The 20,193-nt window shown below is 35.4% G+C and carries 19 protein-coding genes; 14 read left to right on the top strand and 5 right to left on the bottom strand.

All coding sequences use genetic code 11. The features are described 5' to 3' along the window. Positions 1–1,155: 1,155 nt before the first annotated feature. On the bottom strand, positions 1,156–2,235 hold the full coding sequence (mltB, locus tag H3S88_RS09745) for a lytic murein transglycosylase B (RefSeq protein ID WP_144091616.1): 1,080 nt from the start codon (positions 2,233–2,235) through the stop codon (positions 1,156–1,158). Between the two features lie 53 nt (positions 2,236–2,288). Continuing rightward, positions 2,289–3,293, bottom strand: a complete 1,005-nt coding sequence (locus tag H3S88_RS09740; RefSeq protein WP_144091615.1) for a 2-hydroxyacid dehydrogenase — start codon at positions 3,291–3,293, stop codon at positions 2,289–2,291. Between the two features lie 262 nt (positions 3,294–3,555). Here H3S88_RS09740 and H3S88_RS09735 point away from each other — a divergent pair, with 262 nt between their 5' ends. The 14 genes from H3S88_RS09735 to H3S88_RS09670 all read left to right on the top strand — a co-directional run bounded on the left by H3S88_RS09735 (position 3,556) and on the right by H3S88_RS09670 (position 17,579). Further along, positions 3,556–4,818, top strand: a complete 1,263-nt coding sequence (locus H3S88_RS09735) for an AmpG family muropeptide MFS transporter (RefSeq protein ID WP_086327044.1) — start codon at positions 3,556–3,558, stop codon at positions 4,816–4,818. 8 nt (positions 4,819–4,826) lie between these two features. Next, the gene (locus tag H3S88_RS09730) at positions 4,827–5,483 is read left to right on the top strand and encodes an NAD(P)H-dependent oxidoreductase (RefSeq protein WP_198228773.1); all 657 of its coding nucleotides are present in this window, start codon (positions 4,827–4,829) and stop codon (positions 5,481–5,483) included. A 488-nt stretch (positions 5,484–5,971) separates the two neighbouring features. Then, on the top strand, positions 5,972–6,925 hold the full coding sequence (gene trxB, locus H3S88_RS09725; protein ID WP_198228772.1) for a thioredoxin-disulfide reductase: 954 nt from the start codon (positions 5,972–5,974) through the stop codon (positions 6,923–6,925). Between the two features lie 14 nt (positions 6,926–6,939). Next, a complete protein-coding gene (cydD, locus tag H3S88_RS09720; RefSeq protein WP_198228771.1) occupies positions 6,940–8,655 on the top strand; it encodes a cysteine/glutathione ABC transporter permease/ATP-binding protein CydD in 1,716 nt (571 codons plus the stop codon). Beyond that, positions 8,649–10,292: a cysteine/glutathione ABC transporter ATP-binding protein/permease CydC gene (gene cydC, locus H3S88_RS09715; protein WP_198228770.1), complete on the top strand. Its 1,644-nt coding sequence runs from the start codon at positions 8,649–8,651 to the stop codon at positions 10,290–10,292. The genes cydD and cydC overlap by 7 nt, the downstream gene beginning before the upstream one ends. A gap of 138 nt (positions 10,293–10,430) precedes the next feature. After that, positions 10,431–10,748 (top strand): ribosome silencing factor, encoded by a 318-nt coding sequence (gene rsfS, locus H3S88_RS09710; protein WP_086326647.1) that lies wholly within the window; start codon positions 10,431–10,433, stop codon positions 10,746–10,748. A 4-nt stretch (positions 10,749–10,752) separates the two neighbouring features. Next, positions 10,753–11,223: a 23S rRNA (pseudouridine(1915)-N(3))-methyltransferase RlmH gene (gene rlmH / locus H3S88_RS09705; RefSeq protein WP_025314901.1), complete on the top strand. Its 471-nt coding sequence runs from the start codon at positions 10,753–10,755 to the stop codon at positions 11,221–11,223. Positions 11,224–11,246: 23 nt separating this feature from the next. After that, the gene (gene ybeY / locus H3S88_RS09700) at positions 11,247–11,714 is read left to right on the top strand and encodes an rRNA maturation RNase YbeY (protein ID WP_039128837.1); all 468 of its coding nucleotides are present in this window, start codon (positions 11,247–11,249) and stop codon (positions 11,712–11,714) included. 82 nt (positions 11,715–11,796) lie between these two features. Then, on the top strand, positions 11,797–12,660 hold the full coding sequence (gene corC / locus H3S88_RS09695; protein ID WP_039128840.1) for a CNNM family magnesium/cobalt transport protein CorC: 864 nt from the start codon (positions 11,797–11,799) through the stop codon (positions 12,658–12,660). Position 12,661: 1 nt separating this feature from the next. Beyond that, entirely contained in the window at positions 12,662–14,203 is a 1,542-nt protein-coding gene (gene lnt / locus H3S88_RS09690; RefSeq protein ID WP_039128843.1) for an apolipoprotein N-acyltransferase, read from the top strand. A gap of 227 nt (positions 14,204–14,430) precedes the next feature. Beyond that, positions 14,431–15,339 (top strand): glutamate/aspartate ABC transporter substrate-binding protein, encoded by a 909-nt coding sequence (locus tag H3S88_RS09685; RefSeq protein WP_039128847.1) that lies wholly within the window; start codon positions 14,431–14,433, stop codon positions 15,337–15,339. Between the two features lie 80 nt (positions 15,340–15,419). Beyond that, the gene (locus tag H3S88_RS09680; RefSeq protein WP_039128850.1) at positions 15,420–16,154 is read left to right on the top strand and encodes an amino acid ABC transporter permease; all 735 of its coding nucleotides are present in this window, start codon (positions 15,420–15,422) and stop codon (positions 16,152–16,154) included. A 1-nt stretch (position 16,155) separates the two neighbouring features. Beyond that, positions 16,156–16,857: an ABC transporter permease subunit gene (locus H3S88_RS09675; RefSeq protein WP_039128854.1), complete on the top strand. Its 702-nt coding sequence runs from the start codon at positions 16,156–16,158 to the stop codon at positions 16,855–16,857. Next, positions 16,854–17,579, top strand: coding sequence for an amino acid ABC transporter ATP-binding protein (locus tag H3S88_RS09670; protein ID WP_144091608.1), 726 nt, complete (start codon positions 16,854–16,856; stop codon positions 17,577–17,579). The genes H3S88_RS09675 and H3S88_RS09670 overlap by 4 nt, the downstream gene beginning before the upstream one ends. A 106-nt stretch (positions 17,580–17,685) precedes the next feature. Here the strand turns inward: H3S88_RS09670 and recD are convergent, their stop codons facing one another. From recD to H3S88_RS09655, 3 genes are read right to left on the bottom strand one after another with little or no spacing between them, the layout of a single operon-like run. Next, positions 17,686–19,536, bottom strand: coding sequence for an exodeoxyribonuclease V subunit alpha (gene recD / locus H3S88_RS09665; protein WP_198228769.1), 1,851 nt, complete (start codon positions 19,534–19,536; stop codon positions 17,686–17,688). A gap of 9 nt (positions 19,537–19,545) precedes the next feature. Further along, on the bottom strand, positions 19,546–19,929 hold the full coding sequence (locus tag H3S88_RS09660) for a DUF4139 domain-containing protein (RefSeq protein ID WP_198228768.1): 384 nt from the start codon (positions 19,927–19,929) through the stop codon (positions 19,546–19,548). Between the two features lie 23 nt (positions 19,930–19,952). Beyond that, positions 19,953–20,093, bottom strand: a complete 141-nt coding sequence (locus H3S88_RS09655) for a hypothetical protein (protein ID WP_198228767.1) — start codon at positions 20,091–20,093, stop codon at positions 19,953–19,955. Between the last annotated feature and the right edge of the window lie 100 nt (positions 20,094–20,193).

Genomic DNA, 20,193 nt, shown 5'->3' with positions numbered 1-20,193 from the left:
AGATCGCATTAGTGACTTTTTGTTTGGATAGAAAAACACGGTAGGCTTAGTGCCTCTTTTACCGCTAAGTTTTTGCCATACCGCCATAAGATGCGAGCAGTGGTTATAGCATGTGATGACGGAGAAGTTTAGAGAGTTTCTTACTAATAATATTGATATAACAGATAGCTTTGTAAAAATTATTCAGGAGTCTATACCGTTTCAATTTTAAATAATTAAAAAGGTCGCTAATGCAACTTATTGATTTAGTTACTAAATATGCTAGGAATTATCGCGCCTTTTTCACCGCTAAGTTTTTTGCCATACGGCCATAAAATGCGTGCAGTGGTTATAGCATGTGATTGCAGAGAAGTTTAGAGAGTTCTAACTAATGATATTGATATAACAGATAACTTTGTAAAAATTATTCAGGAGTCTATACCATTTCAATTTAAAACAATTAAAAAGGTCGCTAATGCAAATTATTGATTTAGTTACTAAATATGCTAGGAATTATCGCACTTCTTTCACCACTAAGTTTTTTGCATACCGCCATAATAGGATCAGTAGTTATAGCATGTGATTGCAGAGAAGTTTAGAGAGTTCTAACTAATGATATTGATATAACAGACAGCTTTGAAAAAATTATTCAGGAGTCTATACCGTTTCAATTTTAAATAATTAAAAAGGTCGCTAATGCAAATTATTGATTTAGTTACTAAATATGCTAGGAATTATCGCACTTCTTTCACCACTAAGTTTTTTGCATACCGCCATAATAGGATCAGTAGTTATAACATGTGATCACAGAGAAGTTTAGAGTATTCTTACTAATTTTATTGATATAACAGACAACTTTGTAAAAATTATTCAGGAGTCTATACCATTTCAATTTTAAATAATTAAAAAGGTCGCTAATGCAAATTATTGATTTAGTTACTAAATATGCTAGGAATTATCGCGCCTCTTTCACCACTAAGTTTTTTGCATACCGCCATAATAGGATCAGTACTTATAACATGTGATCACAGAGAAGTTTAGAGTATTCTTACTAATTTTATTGATATAACAGACAACTTTGTAAAAATTATTCAAGAGTCTATACCGTTTTAATTTTAAATAATTAAAAAGGTCGCTAATGCGACCTTTTGTTTCAGTTACGAAATATGCTTGGCATTATCGCGCCTCTTTCACCGCTAAGCCTAATTGCCATACGGCCATAGCATAATGCGTACTATGATTGTATCGAGTGATGACATAAAAGTTTGGTAAGCCATACCAATATTGATAGCTATCGCCCATATCCAACCGCAATAAACTGACCTTATTATGGCCATCTAATGAACTTTTTGGTTTTAGTCCTGCTTTAGCTAACGTTTCAACGGTGTATTTTGTACTAAAACCCGTATCAAGTGATAGCGCTTGCCCATCGGCGATAACCGCGACTTTTTTACCACTTTGCCAACCATGTGCTTTAAAGTAGTTAGCCACACTGCCGATTGCATCAACCGGATCCCACAGATCGATGTGTCCATCATTGTTAAAATCGACAGCATGATTTCTGAACGCTGATGGCATAAATTGACCATATCCCATCGCCCCAGCGAATGATCCACTCAGATCAAATGGGTCAACGCTTTCATCACGGCACATAACTAAAAAGTGCTCTAACTCATCTGTAAAATATTGTGCTCGTCTTGGATAATAGAAAGCAAGAGTTGAGAGTGCATCAATGATTTTGGTTTTACCCATCACTCGCCCCCAACCCGTTTCTACACCAATAATGCCCACAATAATTTCAGGTGGTACACCATATTGGTCATACGCTTGTTGTAACTCTTTTTTATAATTATTCCAAAATTCTACCCCACGAGGTAAATTACTTGGCGTGATAAATTTGTTTTTATAACGGATCCATGCACCATTAGGTTTAGATACTGTAGAAGAACCTGATGTTGGCGCTTGCTTATCCATTAAATTAATTACCCAGTCAAGTTTGTTGGTTTGCGAAAGCACTTCGCGTAATTGCTCACGATTAAATCCATGTTTATTGACCATTCTGGTAATAAAATTTTCTTGATCAACAGCCAACGGTTCACTGTTGTTTTTTGGAGGATTGTGTTCTTCTTCTAAATAGACACCCCCTTCGACATTAGGATGTCCGCGATGTTCTTGCATAGGCGATATTGAAGATTTCTCACTACCACAAGCTGTAAGCAACAATATTATATTAATTAGAATGATGATTCGCTGCATATAAAACCTATATTTTATGTTATTAAAAAATCGTTAACGTCAAAAAGTATTTATTATTTTTCAACAATATTTGGACAATCTTTACCTTCAGCAACCTGTTTAATATTCGTTAAAGTCGTATCAGAAATATTTAACAGTGCTTCTTGAGTTAAAAATGCCTGATGTCCAGTAAAGATAACGTTATGACATGATGATAAGCGACGAAATACGTCATCTAATATTACATCGTTTGATTTATCTTCAAAAAATAGATCGCGTTCGTTTTCATATACATCCATACCGAGAGCGCCGATTTTGGTCTGTTTTAATGCATCAATTGCGGCTGTAGCATCCAGTAATGCTCCTCGGCTAGTATTAATAATCATGACGCCATCTTTCATTTTTTGGAAAGATTCTTTATTCAGTAAGTGATAATTTTCGGGTGTCATTGGACAATGTAATGTGATGATATCCGATTTGGCATAAAGTTCGTCTAATTCGACATATTGTGCGCCAAGTTCGACAACAATGTCATTTGGATACGGGTCATAAGCCAAAATATGCATGCCAAAACCTTTTAAGATGCGAATCGCTGCTTGTCCAATTTTACCTGTGCCAATCACGCCTGCAGTGCGGTTGTGCATATTAAAGCCTGTTAATCCATCTAAAGAAAAATTAGCATCGCGTGTGCGTTGATAAGCCTTATGGGTACGGCGATTAAGAGTCATCATTAACGCAACTGCATGTTCAGCAACCGCTTCAGGTGAATAAGCGGGTACACGCACAACGGTAATACCTAATTTTTTTGCCTCAGCAAGATCAACATTATCGAATCCAGCACAACGTAATGCTAGAATTTTTATGCCATATTCAGCCAATTTGTGTAAAACTTTTTTATCAACTTCATCATTCACAAATACACAAACTGCATCATAACCTTGCGCAGTAACCACCGTTTTTTGGCTTAATTTGTGTTCATAATATTCGATATCGAAACCAAATTTTTTATTGGCGATTTCAAGATGCTCTTTGTCATAATGTTTACTACTGAATACAGCAATTTTTGTTGGATTTTTCATATTATCACACCCCTTTGAATGGTGATTAGTTGATCTATTAATCGGTCGTTTTCTTTGATGCTTGATTAATAACAGCGTTTTGAAGCATTTCTTGCATGCTCCAAATAAGTGAAGTTTTTATTTCAAAACATCCATTGTCACAGTTTTCCTACTTTAGAATCAGGCTTGAGATAATCCGTTTTATCTTGGCTTGCAGAATTATTTTTTATAGTTGTATGCTATGATAACACTTTGCGAAAAAACTAATCAATAAAGTTAAAGAATGACTAATGAGCAAAATTCACTTATAAAAACAATTTTTACCGAAAAAATGCTAATCTGTATTTTTACTGGATTTGCATCTGGTTTACCTTTTTATTTATTGTTGCAATTATTACCTGCTTGGCTAGAGAGCGAAGGTATCAATATCAAAACAATTGGCGCGTTTTCGTTAACACAATTTCCCTATATTTTGAAATTTGTCTGGGCGCCATTTATGGACAATATTTCGCTTTTCAATATAGGTAGAAGACGAGGATGGATGCTTGCTTCGCAAATTGTATTAGTATTCTTTATCACAATTTTAGGTTTTTTCTCGCCTACATTAAACATTTGGGTAATCGCTGCTATCTGTTTTATTATTGCTCTATTTTCAGCCACACAAGATATTGCCCTTGATGCATTTAGGCGAGAATTACTTTTAGATAACGAACAGGGACTTGGCAACAGTATTCATACCAATGCTTATCGTGTTGCTGGTTTAGTACCAGGTTCGCTATCATTAATTTTATCCAATTATCTACCTTGGAACAGTGTTTTTATTATTACTGGGCTATTTATGTTACCAGCAATTATTATGACATTGAAAGTTAAAGAGCCTATCAATCAAGCGCCAAAAAACCATAGTATTGAAGATATCATCATTAAGCCATTTAGTGAATTTATTAATCGTCAAGGTATAAAAAGTGCACTCACGATTTTGGCTTTTATCTTCCTTTATAAATTGGGTGACAGTATGGCAACCTCACTAGCAACTCCTTTTTATTTACAGATGGGTTTTAGCCGTTTGGATATTGGCTGGATTGCTAAAAATGCATCATTATGGCCAAGTGTATTTGGTGCATTAATGGGCGGCATATTGATGATCAAAATTGGGATTAATCGTGCACTTTGGCTATTTGGTTTTGTACAAGTTATTTCTATTTTAGGGTTTGCATGGTTGTCTGTTGAAGGTCCATTTACTGAAATTACCTACCACGCTAAAATTTTATTAGCTTTAGTGATTAGCTTTGAAGCGTTAGGCGTTGGGCTAGGATCAGCGGCCTTTGTAGCTTTTATAGCAAAAACAACTAATCCCCTTTATACAGCAACACAATTTGCATTATTTACAAGTATTGCTTCTATCCCAAGAACATTAATTAATGCCACTACAGGCATTATGGTTAATTATTTAGGATGGACAACTTTCTTTGGTTTATGTACGATTCTTGCCATACCTGGTATGTTACTATTATTAAAAGTTGCCCCATGGAATACAAAAGAATAGGAGAAAACATGGATAAATTAACACAAGCCTTATATTTTCGACACGCATGTAAAAAATTTGACAAGACCAAAAAGATTGATCCTGCTGAAATTGAATATATTTTAGATGCAGGTCGCTTATCCCCTTCAGCATATGGATTGGAGCCTTGGCATTTTGTGGTGGTTGATAGCCCTAAAATTAAAAACGAATTATCTGAGGTTTGTTTCAAGCAAGAGCAAGTGACCAGTTGCTCACATTATGTGATCGTACTTTATCGTAAATCAAACAGTTTTTCGATACAAAGTGAGTATTTCCGTAAGGCGGTTGCTCGTACTTTACCTGACCCAGATGATCAAAACAGTATTGATGTTATGTGTCAATCAAGGCTCAACTTTTATGAAAATGGTTTAGCCAGCGGCCTAACTATGAATCATTCATTTGAAATGCAGGCTTATCTAGCTTGTGCCAATATGCTCACAGCTGCCGCTTATCATAATATTGATTCCTGTGCGATTGGTGGATTTCAACATGATGGTGTTATTAAAATTTTAGAAAATCACATACCATCATTTAGTGGTGAAAATTTCGGTGTAGCACTCTGTTTAGCATTTGGCTATCGCATCAATGAACCAAAACCTAAAATACGCTGGCCACTCAAGGATATCACCACATATCTATCTGAATAAATATAAATCGTCTGTTACTTTATGCCACAAAGGTATAAAGTAACAATAAAATTAATGGATATTTAATTGATTAATAACGTGCCAAGATCGTTTGTAACTTAATCCACCCAAAACAAATTTCTCAAAAGAAAATAACTCGTTGGTAACTTATTAACCTTTTGGTATTATGGGCTTTATATTTCTTTTTCTGAGTTATTTTTTATACAACTTCTAAATTTTTCATGAGCAATCTATCTTTCTTTCATTCTTTTTATAAACAATGTCAAACAAATCGATAATTTAAATTCATTTATTAATTGTTTTTAAAAATTAAGTGAACAATAAAAGAAGATAACTTTTGCCAACTGTTGAAAAAATATCTTATCGTCATTACCTATCACTATAATAATCAATTTTTTTGCACTATAAAGATTGATAATGTTAGACTTAACAATTATTAATTGAGCGAGTTCTGTGTTAACAGCCAGAATATAAATAAGGATTTAAAGATGAAAACTAAACATGCACGTTTACTAATACTTGGTTCTGGCCCTGCTGGCTATACCGCAGCCGTTTATGCCGCTCGAGCAAATCTTTCACCTGTTTTAATTACTGGGATACAACAAGGTGGTCAACTCACAACCACGACTGAAATTGAAAACTGGCCAGCTGGAGCACCTGAATTAACTGGGCCTGATTTAATGGTTAAAATGAAAGAGCATGCCGAAAGATTTAATACTGAAATCATTTTAGATCATATCGATCAAGTCGATTTTAGTAGCAAACCTTATAAACTCTATGGCAGTGAAACAGAGTACAGTTGCGATGCATTAATTATTGCGACCGGTGCCTCTGCTCAATATCTCGGTTTACCCTCTGAAGAAGCGTTTAAAAGTAAAGGTGTATCAGCATGTGCAACCTGCGACGGGTTTTTCTATCGCAATCAAAAAGTAGCAGTAGTAGGAGGCGGAAATACTGCCGTTGAAGAAACGCTTTATTTAGCCAATATTGCCAGTGAAGTACATTTAATACATCGTCGCGATAGCTTTAGAGCAGAAAAAATCTTAATGGATCGTTTAGCTGAAAAGATACAAGAAGGTAAGGTAATCTTACATACTCATCAAATTGTTGATGAAATATTAGGTGATAATATGGGCGTTACAGGGGTTAGACTGCGTAGAACCCAAGATCCTAATCTTACTGAGGAACTATCTGTTATGGGCGTATTTATTGCCATTGGTCATAAACCCAATACCACTATTTTCGAAGGTCAACTTGAATTAAATGGTGGCTACATCAAAGTTAAATCTGGTACACATGGTAATGCGACACAAACCAGTGTCGAAGGTATTTTTGCCGCAGGTGATGTGATGGATCATATTTATCGCCAAGCGATCACTTCAGCTGCAACTGGATGTATGGCTGCACTCGATGCTGAACTTTATTTGGATAATTTGAAATAAACTAAAATATCATCATGTCACTAGATAAAAAACGTCAAACTTATCTACTTGGCTGGTTGAAACAGCATGCAAAAATGCATAAAGCAGATTTGCGTGCTTCTGCTTTAACTGGTTTTGCATTGACTTTATTGGTTATTATGCAAGCGGCTCTACTCGCTGTTATTTTACAAAAACTGATTATTGAGCAACAACATTTTGTCGATATCCTACCTTACTTTGGCTCACTTATTATTATTTTATTAGGTAGAGCGCTGTTAATGTATGTGCGCGAAAAGATCAACTTTGCACTAGGGAAAAAGGTACGAAAACAAATTCGCAATGACTTAATTAATCAACTTGAAGCTTATGGCCCTGCTTATTTAAATCAAAGTACTACAGGCGCTTGGAGCACGTTACTTATAGAGCAAGTAGAAAATCTGCATGACTTTTTTGCTCGTTATCTGCCACAAATGCGTTTAGTCAGTATCGTCCCTATTTTAATTTGCATTGCTATTTTACCGTTTAACTGGGCAGCAGCCGCTATTTTGTTATGTACTGCCCCACTGATTCCAATCTTTATGATTTTAGTTGGTATGGGCGCAGCAGATATTAACCGTCGTCATTTTAAAGCTCTGGCATATTTAAGTGGTCACTTTTTAGATCGCTTAAAAGGACTTAATACTATCCGTCTATTTAATCAAGGAGAAAAACAAGCCAACGAAATTGCTCAAGCATCCGAAGACTTTCGCGTTAAAACCATGCAAGTATTAAAAATGGCTTTTTTATCCTCAGCTGTGTTGGAATTTTTTACGTCAATTTCGATCGCTATCGTAGCGGTGTATTTTGGTTTTTCGTATTTAGGTGAATTTAATTTCGGTTCATATAATGGTACTGTGACCTTATTTGCGGGTTTTTTTACGTTAATTTTAGCACCCGAATATTTTCAACCATTGCGCGATTTAGGAACTTACTATCATGCCAAAGCCGAAGCCATTGCAGCAGCGGACAATATTGAAGCTTTTTTAAGTAAAGATATCTTGTTAAATCAAGCTCATCATGATGCCAACCCAATTCAAATCAATCAACCATTACATACTATTGAAGCAAGTAATTTGATTGTACTGTCTAGCGAACAGCAACCCATTGTTGGACCATTATCATTCACTTTACAAACACCTTTTAAATTAGCTTTAGTCGGTAAAAGTGGTGAAGGTAAAACTTCGTTAATGCACGTTTTGCTTGGCTTTTTACCTTATCAGGGTTCGTTAAAGATTAATGGGATCGAATTTAATCAATTAGATATTACCCATTGGCAACAACAAATCAGTTGGATCGGACAGAGTCCTTATCTTATTAATGGTTCAGTGCGTGAAAATATTTTATTAGGAAAACCGAATGCTTCTGATGATGAAATTGAAACTGTAATTGCCAAAACCCAGTTAGTGTCTGTTATTGATAAATTACCTCAAGGATTAGATACCCAAGTAGGTGAAGACGCAGTGCGTTTGTCAGTCGGACAAGCACAACGTGTGGCAATCGCTCGAGCAATGTTAAAACCATGTCAATTACTCATTCTTGATGAGCCTACGGCAAGCTTAGATAGACAAACCATGCAAAACATAGATCAGCAACATATCGCACCAAATACAATTACCATTACCCATCAAACCGATGATATGCACATTTATAACCAAGTTTGGCAGTTAGCAGATGGTCAGTTACATTGTGATAGCAAGGAGGATTTATGTTAGCCATATTACGTCCTTATATCGCACTGTATAAACACTATTTTTGGCAGATTTTGTGTGGTCTATCTTTAGCGCTTTTGACGCTTTTTACTAGTGTATTTTTACTCTCTTTATCGGGTTGGTTTCTAGCTTCAACGGCAGTTGTTGGGGTTGCTGGCTTATATACTTTTAACTATATGTTACCGGCAGCGGGAGTGCGTGGGGCAGCAATTACTCGCACAGCAGCACGCTATATGGAACGCTTGGTGGATCATAATACGACATTTAAGATCTTGGCCTATTTAAGGACATTAGCTTTTCGTAAGATTTTACCACTGAGTGCCAATCAGTTAGCTCAATATCAAAGAGCCGATTTACTTAACCGCTTTATTGTTGATATTGATGCGCTGGATCATCTTTATCTCAAACTGTTTTCGCCTATTGTGACCGCCTTGCTCACGATTGGTATAATCTTTATTGTGCTAAGTAATATCAATCTACCGGTAGCGCTTGTTATCACTATTATTCTGACCCTTACTTTATTAGTCGTACCCGTTATTTTTTACCAAGCTGGAAAAGAACTGGGCAAGAACTTAGCAAAGCAACAAAGTGAATATCGCTTATTACTGATCAATTATTTACAAGGACAAGCTGAACTTACTCTTTTCAATGCTCAATCACGCTATCGTCACAAACTGGATGAACTGGAAACAAATTGGCTTCGTAATCAACAGCAGCAATCAACTTTAATGGCACTTTCAAGTGCATTAGTATTATTGATCGCTGGCTTTTTAACTCTATTGGTTCTTTGGTTAATTACGCAATATACCCTTTCACCTCTAGTTGCCTTATTTGTATTTGTGAGTCTTGCCAGTGCCGAAATTCTAGCACCAATTCCTGGTGCGTTTATCTTTTTAGGGCAAGTATTAACCTCCGCTACGCGCACAACAGCAATTTTTAATCAAACACCTGATATTAAATTTATCTCGGAAAGCGAAAGCAAAAAAGTTGATTTAAGTTCAGCAACACTACAATTTGAAAACATCAATTTTAGTTATCCCAATCAACCTTTCGCGGTATTAACAGATTTTTCGTTAACGGTTAATCAAGGGGAACATATTGGATTAATTGGAAAAACTGGGTGCGGTAAATCAACATTATTAAATCTCGTTAATCGCGCTTGGGAACCCACCTCAGGCAATATCTATTTTAATGGTACACCATTGAATCTATTGGACGAAAAAACCTTACGACAGGCGATTGCGATGGTACCGCAAGTTATTGCAATTTTTAGTGATACCTTAAGGCAAAACTTGTTGATAGGCAATGCACAAGCTACTGAGCAACAACTTATCGAAGTCTTAAAACAAGTTGAACTTGAAAAATTGTTAAATACAGATCAAGGTTTGAATTTGCCTATCGGTCAAGGTGGTCGCGCTTTATCGGGTGGAGAAATTCGTCGTATTGGTATTGCCAGAGCTTTACTGCACAACTCTCCACTCATTTTGATGGATGAACCAACAGAAAGCCTTGATCAGCAGACCGAGCAACAAATTATTCAATTGATCAAACAAACTTGTAAAAATAAAACGTTAATTATGGTTACCCATCGTTTAACGGATAATCCATTATTTGATAGAGTAATTGCTCTTAATAGTTAAATTGATACAATAATTTTTACTCAAACGTATAGTGAATCTGAAACTTCTTGACAAAATATACAAGGTCAATGTTATCTTCACCGTTATTTTTTAAAAATATGATATACTGATGCTTTAATTTTTTATGATAGAGAGATTATTTTGCAACAGTCGTTACAAGATTTTATTATCGATAAGATTGATGATCTAAAAGGCAAAGATATTGTTACTTTAGATGTGCGTGGTAAATCAAGCATTACCGATTATATGATTGTCTGTACGGGCACTTCAAACCGTCATGTCTCATCCATTGCCGGGCATTTACTTGATGAAGCGAAAAAACATGGGCTTCTTGTTTTAGGTAGCGAGGGCAAAAATGATGCTGATTGGGTAGTGGTTGATATGGATTCAGTCATTGTACATATTATGCAAGAAGAAACCCGTCAACTTTACGAACTCGAAAAACTTTGGAGTTAGTGGCGTGAAGATACAGCTTATCGCTGTTGGCAACAAAATGCCAAGTTGGGTTACCACCGCTTTTGAAGATTATCGTTCGCGCTTCCCTAAAGATATGCCACTAGAACTTATCGAAATTCCAGCTGGAAAACGAACTAAAAATGCAGATATTGCCCGAATTTTAGATAAAGAAGGCGAACAAATGTTAGCAAATTGCGGTAAAGGCAACTGCATTATCACATTAGATATTCCAGGTAAACCTTACACTACGCATAATTTAGCACAACAGTTAGAACGTTGGAAAACCGATGGCCGTGATGTGAGCTTGCTCATTGGGGGGCCTGAAGGCTTATCTCCTGCTTGTAAAGCTGCGGCAGAGCAGAGCTGGTCGCTCTCGCCTCTTACGCTTCCACATCCTTTAGTGCGTGTCATTGTCGCAGAAAGCCTTTATCGAGCATGGAGCTTAACCACTAACCATCCTTATCATCGTGAATAAATAAATTAGGTAAACACAGTAAAATGAGTGCAATTATTTTAGATTTGCAAATAGCTACAGACGATAACCAAAATTTGCCAACTGAAGAACAAATTATGCAATGGTTAAACGTGATTTTGCCTCAATTTATGGATAATGCTGAAATCACTATCCGAATTGTGGATGAACAAGAAAGCCAGCAGTTAAATAATACATACCGCCACAAAGATAAACCCACCAATGTACTCTCTTTTCCATTTGAATCACCGATTGAAATTGAGGTACCACTGTTGGGTGATTTGATTATTTGCAAACAAGTGGTGGAAGCTGAAGCGAAAGAACAACATAAATCGTTAACTTCACATTGGGCACATATGATCGTGCATGGTTGTTTGCATCTATTAGGATATGATCATATTCTTGACGAAGAAGCCGAAGAAATGGAAAATATCGAAATTGATATAATGCAACAACTAGGATTTAATAATCCATATCAACCGATTGACGAATAACTGTGTTTAGTTATCATCATTGATGATAACTAAACTGAAGTAAAAATAATTAAATACAATAAATTAGTAAAGGAAAAAGCAAATGAGCGATGATAATCCCCGGAGATCCAAAAAAGGGTTTGCCTTATGGTTAAGTCAGTTATTTCATTCAGAACCCAAAGATAAAGAAGAACTGATTGAAGTTATACGCGAAGCTGAAGAAAACGAACTTATCGATCCAGACACACTTGATATGATTGAAGGTGTCATGGATATAGCCGAACAACGCATTCGCGATATTATGATCCCCCGCTCACAAATTGTTACTATCAAAGACAATTATTCACTCGATCAATGCTTAGATATTATTTCTGAACATGGTCACTCTCGTTATCCTGTCATTAGTGAAGATAGAGATCACATTGAAGGTGTGTTACTGGCGAAAGATTTACTCATATTTATCCGCCAAGGTATTGACGGTTTCGATTTAAAAAAAATACTACGACCAACGGTTATTGTGCCAGAAAGTAAACGTGTTGATCATATGTTAAAAGAGTTTCGTATGCAACGTTACCATATGGCAATAGCGATTGATGAATTTGGTGGAGTATCAGGTCTTGTTACAATTGAAGATATTTTAGAGCTCATTGTAGGTGATATTGAAGATGAATATGATGAAGTTGAAGATCGGGATGTTCGTCGCTTATCTCCTTTGGTTTACACCGTACGTGCGCTCACTCCTGTAGAAGATTTTAACGAAATTTTTGCGACACATTTTAGTGATGACGAAATGGATACGATTGGTGGTTTGGTAATGCAACATTTTGGCCGCTTACCTTTACGTGGTGAAAGTATAATCATTGACGGTTATCAATTTAAAGTAACTATAGCCGATAAAAGACGTATCATCCAACTGCATGTAACTATTCCGGAAGATGCCACAGTGCCTAATTTAGAGTTGCCATAACATGCTTAAATATCTGCTACTAAGTTTTATTTACGGTTGCATCGCTGTTTTTAGTTATGCACCCTTTCATATTTGGCCTTTAGCATTTATCTCTTTTGCTGGCCTATTATGGCTTATTGCAAATAAAACTAAAAAACAAGCAATGTTATTAGGATTGACTTGGGGAATTGGTTATTTTACCTCAGGAGTCCATTGGGTTTATATCAGTATTAAACAATATGGGGAACTACCTACACCTATTGCGATGGTGATACTAGGCTTTCTGATCCTATATTTGTCACTTTACCCGATGTTATTTGCTTTTTTACTTAGAAATGCAGATCGTTTAGCACCTCAATTTTCATTCAAGCAATTGGCATTAGCTGCACCTATCTTATGGCAATGTACTGAATTTTTACGTGGTTACATTTTAACGGGTTTTTCATGGTTACAACTTGGTTATAGCCAACTTGATAGCCCACTGCGGGCCTATTTTCCTATCGTTGGTATAGATGGTGTGAATTTGCTAACTTGTTTTTTATGTGGACTAGCTATTTACAGTTTATATAAAATTAAGCAACATCAATCCCAAAAGCACGCGCTTGGTGCAATAATTGCACTATTAACGATCTTCATTGCACCAATTTTATTCAAAGATAAAAACTGGACCGAAGTTGATCATCATCGTATAGCGAATTTTTCATTAATTCAGGGCAATATTCCACAAACTTTAAGGTGGAGCAGTGAACAATTAAATAATACTTTAGAAACCTATTATCAACTTACCCAACAAAGTTTTGGTAAAGATAAGATTATAATATGGTCAGAAGCCAGCATTACAGATTTTGAAACCAATCAACAACCTTTTTTATATTATCTAGATAATCAAGCAAGAGCGAATGATTCTGAAATTGCCGTTGGTATTATTGATTATCGTTTTAATGAACCAGACAATCGAAATAAAGGTAATATTTATAATTCGTTAATTGTATTGGGCAAAAAAGAACCCTATCAATACCCAACAGCTCATCGTTATCAAAAACATCATTTAGTACCATTTGGTGAATTTACACCATTTGAATCTTTACTTGAACCCATTACTGAACTGCTTAATATTCCAATGTCTTCAATGAAAGCAGGCGATGAAACACAGCCCCAATTAACCATGAAAGGGTTTAAATTCACAACCGCTATCTGTTATGAAGTAATTTTATCCGATCTTATATGGGAAAACTTTAAGCCTGATACAGATTTTTTACTCACTGTCTCAAATGATGCTTGGTTTGGTGATAGTATTGGTCCAAAACAGCATTTGCAAATGGCACAAGCTAGAGCATTAGAGTTTGGTCGTCCATTAATTCGCAGTACTAATAATGGTATTACCGCAATAATTAACCAGCAAGGAAGAATCATAAAACAAATTCCAGCATTTACCACCACTGTTTTAACTGAGAGTCTATCACCAACTACTGGCCTAACTCCTTATGCTAGATGGGGAAATAAACCTTATTTATTGTTCATGATATTAATGTGTATCCCAATATTTATAAAAAGACGTTCATAATTTACGATAATGGCATAAATATTGCTTAACTATACCTAGTTTCAAATAAAATCATGTTCAGAAATAATTGCTTATAAAGCATAATTATAGCTACGCATTTGGAGCCAATGATATATAAATAAACAGTAAAAAGTACTTTTATGCTAAAAAATAAGTTATAATATACGCCCTTTGTAAAAATATTAAATAAATTTAATATGATACAAATCAAACAGTAGGAGACGAGAATGAACAAAAAGACAAAATTAACCAAATTAGTTTTATCACTTGCAATGTTAGGTCTAATGACTGGTTCGGCATTAGCTGAAGAACTTACTGGCACGTTAGCTAAAATTAAAGAAAGTGGTGTTATTGTTGTTGGTCATCGTGAATCTTCTATTCCATTTTCCTACTATGGCGATAAGCAAGAAGTGATTGGCTATTCACAAGATTACTCTAATCTAATCGTAGATGCAGTGAAAAAAGAGTTAAACTTACCTGACCTTAAAGTAAAATATTTACCTGTTACTTCTAAGACACGTATTCAACTTCTTAACAACTATACTTACGATTTTGAATGTGGTTCAACTACTAACAATCTTGAACGCCAAAAAACAGTTGATTTTTCAGACACCATCTTTATTGTAGGTACGCGCTTTTTAGTTAAAGCAGATAGTAATATCAATACTATTGAAGATTTAAAAGGCAAAAATGTAGTAACGACTGCGGGTACTACTTCTGAAATCCGTTTAAATCAAATCAACAATAAAGAAAAATTAGGTATCCGGATCATTACCCCAAAAGATCATGGTGATGCATTTAATGCACTTGAAACTGGTCGTGCAGCTGCATTTTTAATGGATGATGCTTTATTGGCTGGTGAACGTTCACGTGCAATTAATCCTGCTGAGTGGAAAATTGTTGGTGAACCTTTATCTTATGAATCTTACGGTTGTATGTTAAGAAAGGGTGACACTCAATTTAAACAACTAATGGACAACGCCATTGCTGAAGCCCAAAAATCAGGAAAAGCATTAGAGTCTTATAACAAATGGTTCACTCAACCAGTACCACCAAAAGGTGCAAATATGGAACTTGAAATTTCACCGAAAATGGTTGAGCTTTTTGCAAACCCTAACGATAAAGCATTAGATTAATACTTTTCTTATCTTTCTAATCCATGTACTAAATGCCGTAGCATTTAGTACATAATCTAAATTAGTGAATTAAATATATTATGAGTTTTAATTGGACACTATTTTTTGAACCCACCCCTTATGGTGATGGGATTTATTTAAATTGGCTGTTAGATGGCATTTTTGTGACCGTTTCATTAGCCATTACAGCATGGATCATCGCCTTTGTGCTGGGTTCATTGGTTGGTATCTGTAGAACACTTGACAACAAGTTTCTAAGTAATTTTGCGGCAAGCTATATTCAGCTATTTCGTAATATCCCCTTACTTGTACAAATGTTTTTATGGTATATGCTATTTCCTGAACTTCTGATAGGCAGTTTAAGAACGTGGTTTGTATCTGGTTTATCACCAAATATTAGTTCGTTCATCATCGCCGCAACTGCTTTAGGATTGTTCACATCTGCGCGAATTGCCGAGCAAGTAAGAACGGGTATTCAAACTTTGCCTAAAGGCCAAAGATATGCAGCAATCGCACTTGGTTTAACCAATCGTCAAGCATATAGATACGTTTTATTACCTAATGCTTATCGTCGCATTATTCCACCATTAACATCAGAAATGACTAATATTATTAAAAACTCATCTGTTGCTTCAACAATTGGGTTAATAGATTTAATTGGACAGATTGATCGTATTAATGAATCAACCAATAGTATTGTCGAAATTTTGTGTGGTGTAACGATCGCCTTTATGCTAATAAATTATGCGGTACTCACTATTATGCGTATTGTTGAAAAACATACTCGCTTACCTAACATGAATCATGGAGGATAAAATGCAGCTTTTTGATTGGATTGCAAATATACCTTCATTGGTATTTGATAATTATCATTTACTATTAAGTGGTTTATGGTTAACAACAAAAATCACCCTTAATGCGGTCATTTTTGGTATTGTTTGGGGTACTATGCTTGCGTTAATGCGTTTATCAAATAATAAATTGCTTAATATTTTTGCTAAATGCTACGTAAATTTATTTCGTTCCATTCCACTATTATTAGTGCTGTTATGGTTCTATTTAGCATTGCCACAAGTTATTAAATATATATTTAATTTACCACCTTATGCGGATGTACGTATTGTTTCAGCAATGATCGCTTTTGCACTTTTTGAAGCAGCTTATTATTCAGAAATCATTCGCGCGGGTATCAATGCAGTGAACAAAGGCCAATATCATGCTGCTTATGCTTTAGGTATGACTAAAGGTCAAGCCATGCGCTTAATTATCTTACCTCAAGCATTTCGGTCTATGGTGCCACTGTTACTAACTCAAGGTATTATCTTATTCCAAGACACCTCGTTAGTTTATGTGATGAGTTTAATTGACCTTTTCGGTGCAAGTGTAACTCAAATTGGTAATGTTCAAGGCGGTACGGTTAAATATTCAATGATTATTTTTGCAGCAGCAAGTTATTTTGTAATTTGTTTTACTGCTTCACTGTTAGTTAATTATTTTAAGAAAGGGATAAATCGATGATCTCCTTAGAAAATATATCAAAATGGTATGGACAATTTCGAGTTTTAAAGAACTGCACAACAAGAGTAGGTAAAGGTGAGGTTGTCGTTGTTTGTGGACCTTCTGGTTCAGGTAAATCAACATTAATCAAAACTGTTAATGGTTTAGAACCCGTACAACAAGGTAAAATCATTATTGAAGGGACAGAAATAACCGATCCCGCAACTAATTTAGCGAAATTACGATCAAAAGTGGGTATGGTATTTCAACATTTTGAACTCTTCCCTCATTTAACCATTTTAAAAAATTTAACGCTTGCCCAAATTAAAGTATTAGGTCGAGCGGATGAAGAGGCTCGTGAAAAAGCTCTTAATCTATTAGCACGTGTGGGTTTACTTGCTCATGCTGATAAATACCCTGCCCAGCTTTCTGGTGGTCAACAGCAACGTGTTGCGATTGCTCGAGCACTTTGCATGGATCCAATTGTTATGTTATTTGACGAACCAACCTCAGCGCTTGATCCAGAAATGGTTAATGAAGTACTTGATGTAATGGTTGAACTTGCTTATGAAGGCATGACGATGATGGTTGTTACTCATGAAATGGGCTTTGCGCGTAAAGTTGCACACCGTGTTATCTTTATGGATAAGGGAGAAATTATTGAAGATACCTCAAAAGAACAATTCTTCTCTAATCCACAATCAGATCGTGCTAAAGACTTCTTAGCTAAAATTATTCATTAATACCAATTACAGGGCGATATGCCCTGTACTCTCTTCGTGCCTATATAATTTTTTATTTTTAATATCTAATAAAATAATCAATCTGCTAACTTTTATTTATAGAACTTTATCCTTTATTCAGTAATAAATTAACTAAACCACTGTGCCTTTGTGTTTGAGATTTTATTGCTTCTTGCAGAATTTGTTCCGTTGCATAAATTGAAACCGTTTTTTTAGCGCGAGTGATAGCGGTATAAAGTAATGAACGATTAAGTAATGGTGAATAATCCGTTGGCAAAATAATATTTACATGATCAAATTCTGAACCTTGTGATTTATGGATCGTCATTGCATAAGCCGTTTCATGCTCAGGTAATCGGAAAGGAGAAAACCCTTTTATCGAACCGTCCGCAAATGGAAAATAGACTCGTAATTTTGAATGGTCATGCTCTGCCCTTAAAGTAATTCCAATATCACCATTATAAAGTCCTAATGAAATGCTATTGCGTAAAATCATAATCGGACGACCGACATACCAAGCTTCGTCATTCTTAAGGTGAATGAACTTTTTTTGAGCTAATAAAGACTCGATTTGCTTATTTAAACCACTCACACCAAACTGCCCTTCTCGAACTGCGCAAAGTAAGCGATATTGCGCAAATTTATCTAAAATCGTTGCAATATCATCAACACCGTGTTGATTTATTGCATTTAGATAATGTTGATATTGATCCACACTATCATGTAAAACAGCTTGGTAGGCTTGCTGAGATGAAAGTTCCTGATACTTAATATCACTCAATGAAGCATTGTTTAATAATTGTTTAACAACACCTGATTTCCCATCTTTTACCGCATTAGCAAGTAAACCGATACCCGATGCCTCATCAAATCGATAACTCTTCTGTAATAAGCAAATACTGTCAGTAATGTTGGCTGTTTGCTCTGAAATTGGCACATCATAACCTGTCACTTGGCTTAACTCTTTAGCTCGTAATTCGCTGTATCCATCCGTAATAAATGCACAGAGATCACCAAATACAGCACCTGCTTCGACCGATGAAAGTTGATCTTTATCACCAAGTAAAATTAAGCGTGCTGAGGATGGTAACGCATCTATTACTCTCGCCATCATATTTAAGTCTACCATTGATGCTTCGTCTATCACTAATACATCCAAGTTGAGTGGATTATCTTTATCATACGTGAACGAGCGATTATCCGCTTTGGCGCCCAATAAGCGATGCAAAGTAATTGATTCTGTATTAATATTTAAAGGTGATAAGGAAAGCTGTTCAATTGCTCGACTTAGCGATTCAGTTAATCTTGACGCCGCTTTACCTGTAGGTGCGGATGTAACTAATCGAGCTTTAGGATTTGTTTGTCTAATTGCAGCAAGTATTTTTGCAACTGTTGTGGTTTTCCCCGTTCCCGGCCCACCAGAAATAATGGCTACTTTACGGGTTAATGCAACTGCCACGGCAACTTTTTGCCAATCGATAGACTCTACATTATTGCTAAAAAGCTGATTGAGAATTACATTTAAGTCAATTAAATAATTGGATTCTTGGGCAAGTGTTGTGTGATTAAAATATTGAGCTACATTGACTTCATCAAACCACATACGCTGAAAATAGAGTTTATTTTGGGTAAAAATAAGGGGTGATAAGTTTCTGCCATCACTCACAACGTGTTTACTTTCAGCTTGTTCAAGTACAGCTTGCCAAGCTTGTTCACTCGGTGCCCCCAAATCCTGCCATAATTGTGGTTCAATGAATTGTTGATTTAAATTAGTCAGATCAAGACAGACATGACCTGCTCTCACTTCTTTACTAAGTGATAAGACTAAAAAACTAAAACGTTTAGCTGTAATATCATCATCTAGCTCTGCTTTATCGGTTAAAAACAGAGCTAAATGAATATCAAGTAAACTGATTTGGCTATTTTGTTCAAATTGGGTTAACCATTCTATTAACATGGGATATGTTCAGTTATTAACTTTTAGTCCCATTATATCGTTAACTTTATCTTTTGGATAAGTGAGTTTGAAGCTTAAATTAAGTTTTTTAGTCTCATTCGGATTCAAATCAAACTTCCATTTTATTAATCCTGTTTTTTTATCATAACTTGCACCGGTATACTTAATATCATCAAGCGTTACGATTTTATTGATAATAACTGGGATCTGATCATAGAAAACTAAATTTATTAGCATTGACTTGCCATTTTTCACATCAATAATGTAGGCATATTTTTGTGAAAGATAATTACCTACCGACAAAGATTTTAACGTTTCACTATTATCTCGATTGCGTAAAATTGAAATGTTTTTATCTTTACCTAAATAAAGATCCAAAGTATCTTTAGCCAATCTTGTGACAAAAAGGCTTTTGCCTACTTTAGTGATACCTTTGCTTGACCTTGTAATTCGGCATCCTGTAAAAATAAAGTCATTTTATTTAAATTAATATTATTATCGGCAAAAATACTACCTGAAACTAACGCAATTAAAAGAGCTGTTTTTTGAATTTTCATACTGTCCCTTTTTAATAATTTTATATTTTAATTATTTAAATATATTCATGTTATAAATATGTCTGTATCGCATATCTATCCATGATAACTGGGCTTAAAA

Source organism: Gilliamella sp. B14448G11, assembly GCF_016101765.1.
In the GTDB taxonomy this organism is placed as follows: Bacteria; Pseudomonadota; Gammaproteobacteria; order Enterobacterales; family Orbaceae; genus Gilliamella; species Gilliamella apicola_N.
This window is presented reverse-complemented; position numbering and strand designations above follow the sequence as displayed.

Bases quoted from the DNA above. Each gene is read 5' to 3' on its own strand.
- H3S88_RS09670 (WP_144091608.1), top strand. From the start codon at position 16,854: ATGATCTCCTTAGAAAATATATCAAAATGGTATGGACAATTTCGAGTT.
- ybeY (WP_039128837.1), top strand. From the start codon at position 11,247: ATGAGTGCAATTATTTTAGATTTGCAAATAGCTACAGACGATAACCAA.
- H3S88_RS09680 (WP_039128850.1), top strand. From the start codon at position 15,420: ATGAGTTTTAATTGGACACTATTTTTTGAACCCACCCCTTATGGTGAT.
- cydC (WP_198228770.1), top strand. From the start codon at position 8,649: ATGTTAGCCATATTACGTCCTTATATCGCACTGTATAAACACTATTTT.
- H3S88_RS09675 (WP_039128854.1), top strand. From the start codon at position 16,156: ATGCAGCTTTTTGATTGGATTGCAAATATACCTTCATTGGTATTTGAT.
- corC (WP_039128840.1), top strand. From the start codon at position 11,797: ATGAGCGATGATAATCCCCGGAGATCCAAAAAAGGGTTTGCCTTATGG.
- cydD (WP_198228771.1), top strand. From the start codon at position 6,940: ATGTCACTAGATAAAAAACGTCAAACTTATCTACTTGGCTGGTTGAAA.
- lnt (WP_039128843.1), top strand. From the start codon at position 12,662: ATGCTTAAATATCTGCTACTAAGTTTTATTTACGGTTGCATCGCTGTT.
- H3S88_RS09730 (WP_198228773.1), top strand. From the start codon at position 4,827: ATGGATAAATTAACACAAGCCTTATATTTTCGACACGCATGTAAAAAA.
- recD (WP_198228769.1), bottom strand. From the start codon at position 19,536: ATGTTAATAGAATGGTTAACCCAATTTGAACAAAATAGCCAAATCAGT.
- mltB (WP_144091616.1), bottom strand. From the start codon at position 2,235: ATGCAGCGAATCATCATTCTAATTAATATAATATTGTTGCTTACAGCT.
- H3S88_RS09735 (WP_086327044.1), top strand. From the start codon at position 3,556: ATGACTAATGAGCAAAATTCACTTATAAAAACAATTTTTACCGAAAAA.
- H3S88_RS09740 (WP_144091615.1), bottom strand. From the start codon at position 3,293: ATGAAAAATCCAACAAAAATTGCTGTATTCAGTAGTAAACATTATGAC.
- H3S88_RS09655 (WP_198228767.1), bottom strand. From the start codon at position 20,093: ATGAAAATTCAAAAAACAGCTCTTTTAATTGCGTTAGTTTCAGGTAGT.
- trxB (WP_198228772.1), top strand. From the start codon at position 5,972: ATGAAAACTAAACATGCACGTTTACTAATACTTGGTTCTGGCCCTGCT.
- H3S88_RS09685 (WP_039128847.1), top strand. From the start codon at position 14,431: ATGAACAAAAAGACAAAATTAACCAAATTAGTTTTATCACTTGCAATG.